Origin of the sequence: Arthrobacter sp. H14, from assembly GCF_000520495.1 — a bacterium.
In the GTDB taxonomy this organism is placed as follows: Bacteria; Actinomycetota; Actinomycetes; order Actinomycetales; family Micrococcaceae; genus Arthrobacter_C.
Window position 1 is genome coordinate 2,508 of record NZ_KI914645.1, and the last position, 2,525, is coordinate 5,032.

Annotated in this window: 3 protein-coding genes; 2 read left to right on the top strand and 1 reads right to left on the bottom strand. The window is 60.5% G+C overall.

The genetic code is table 11. From position 1 onward, the window contains the following. A partial coding sequence (locus Y707_RS31375; protein ID WP_035780880.1) for a glycerophosphoryl diester phosphodiesterase membrane domain-containing protein occupies positions 1-839 on the bottom strand: 839 nt, incomplete at its 3' end. 123 nt (positions 840-962) lie between these two features. On the opposite strand from Y707_RS31375, the gene Y707_RS0108445 reads away from it, so the two are divergent. Both Y707_RS0108445 and Y707_RS0108450 read left to right on the top strand, forming a co-directional pair. Further along, positions 963-1,424, top strand: a complete 462-nt coding sequence (locus Y707_RS0108445) for a DUF3817 domain-containing protein (protein ID WP_026534755.1) — start codon at positions 963-965, stop codon at positions 1,422-1,424. Positions 1,425-1,463: 39 nt separating this feature from the next. Then, positions 1,464-2,525: type III PLP-dependent enzyme domain-containing protein (locus tag Y707_RS0108450; RefSeq protein WP_026534756.1), on the top strand; the 1,062-nt coding region annotated here is incomplete at its 3' end.

A 2,525-nucleotide genomic window follows, 5' to 3' on the forward strand; every position in this document is an offset into this window, starting at 1 on the left:
TCCACTTGACCCGCCAGTCCGGCCGCCAGGGTGACGGTTTCGACCAGCACTGCTGTTCCCACCGCCGCTGCGGCCCAGATCATTCCAACCAGGACCAGTATTCGCCAGGATCGGCGGTGCGTTGCCGTTATGCTCCGTCTTATAGCCTGCCAGGGAGTGGTTCGTTCGATGGAAAGAATGGGAAACACGAAGACCAGGCGGAGATTGATATAGAAGGCAGCCGCAATGAGGGCTCCGTAGAGAAGGAAGCTGGCGGGCGCCTTCATCATCTCGCCGCTGATGAAGGCAGGGATGCCGATATCCCGGGTGATGGCGGACAGCAGGCCGAACCCGCCGAGAGGCATGATGGCAAATACGTAGACCATGAGCAGCGGCGATTGAACGTTAAGCATCGCCCGCAGCGCTCCCGCCAGATCCTTCATGGCGCCCGGGAAGCTCAAAACGCGCGCAGACTGTAGCCGGTTGGCAACGACGACGATGGCCGCCAGCTGAACTGTTATGGCGATGAACGCGATCAGGATCAGGGCCAGGAGCAAAGTGGCGGCCCAAGGGTCACTGAGCACCTGCAATAGGTTGCGATCAGTAATTCTGGAAAGCCCGGATACTTCCAGGACCAGTTCGAAAATTGTTGAGATTAACGGGATCGCCACAAGCAGGGTCAGACCTTGGCCGAAAAGGACGGCGAGAGTCAGGCCGACGAGTCCCGCACGGGTGTGACGCAGTGCCGCTGCCGATACACCCAGGATGGGAAACGGCGTCGTGCCCTTGCGTTTTGAATGCCTCCCCCGGCTCTTGGCAACGGACGAGTCAAAGTGGACGAATGCTGGAGGTCGCCGCATTATTTGTCCCCCTCTGGCAATCGATTGTGCGTCTCTCAAACCAAAAAGCATACCGCGGTTCCCCGACACGCCGCCGCAGACGGTAGTTTGGTAAGGCTCCTATTCCCCCATGTGAGGACGTTCATGACCCCCCGCAAACTGTTCCGTACCGTTGCCATAGCAGAGGCGGTGACGTGGACACTGCTGCTGATTGGTTTATTCCTAAAGTATGTCACCGGAACCACTGAGTTGGGCGTTAGCATCGGCGGTGGACTGCATGGATTCGTGTTCATTTGCTATGTAATGAGCACCTGCTTCACTTGGATTAATCAGAAATGGTCGGCCGGTGCCGGCATGCTGGCGCTCGTTTCCGCGGTCATTCCGTATGCGACTATCCCGGTGGAAAAGTCATTCGACCGAAAGGGATTGCTCGACGGCGCGTGGCGGTTGGGCGCCGGTGGCGAGAAGCCGCGCGGATTCCTGGAGACGCTGCAGGCTTGGGTGCTGCGGCACCCGCTCCTCGCCGTCGTCGTCGCCCTTGCCGGTGCCGTCGCTGTCTTTAGCTTCCTGCTCTTTCTTGGTCCGCCCGACACGTGGTTCCAGTAGTAGTCTTGCTGCAATTGCACAACCGTTGGAGTAAAGCCCATGATCACAACTTTCGACGACGAGCGGATCGGCTTCCTTTTCAAGGGGTTGCCGGCTGATGCTGCTGATTTAACGCTTGCGGAGCTAAGCGGCCAGCGGCGACATCTGCTGACCGGCGGTTTTAGCTGGCCGGCCATGACCCTGAGGCAGTCGGCTGTGGAGCACAACGCCACGCTGATGGCCCGTTACGTACATGACCATGACCTGCAGATCGCGCCGCACCTGAAAACGTCCATGTCCCCCAGGCTGGCGATGATCGCCGAGGCCGCCGGTACGTGGGGCGTGACGGTGGCCAATCCCTTCCAGGCACAGGTCTTCATGGCCGCCGGAGCGGAAAGCATCTTTTTGGCGAACGAACTCGTGGAACCGGGCTTCGCCCTGCGGATATCCAGATGGCAGCAGGCCCAAGGCCATCGTTTTGTTTGCTACGTCGATTCACTGCGCGGTGTGCAGATTCTGGACGAAAATGCAGCCGATGGCCTCGACGTCGTCATTGAAATTGGTCATGCGGGCGGCAGGGCGGGTGTGCGCGATCTGGCCGACGTCGCTACGATCGCCCGGGCTGTTGGGGAGTCGAAGAATCTGCGCCTGCGCGGAGTGGGCGGGTATGAAGGATCCGTTGCCCATGGCCGTTCCGAAGAGGATATCGACGCCGTGCGCAACTATCTGGGCATGGTTGCTGAGGCACTGCGGTTGATGGTGCCGTATTGCGCCCAGGGTCTTCCGGTCATCGCCAGCGCCGGTGGCAGCCTCTACTTTGACTGTGTTGCGGACGTACTGGCTCCCGCAAACTTTCCGGATCTCGACGTCGTCACCATCATCCGCTCCGGTGCCTACCTCACGCATGATTCCGACTTCTACGCCCACCGTTCCCCCCTCGACGGGGATTTGAGGCGGCAGCCAGAAGCTGCGGCCGACAGTCCAGCTGCTTCCGCCATTGAGCATCCCGACGCTGACAAACTGCTGCCCAGCATTGAGGTCTGGGCGCAGATCCTGTCGCGGCCTGAACCCGGTCTGGTCATCGCCGGGGCGGGCCGGCGGGATGTGAACACCGATTCCGGG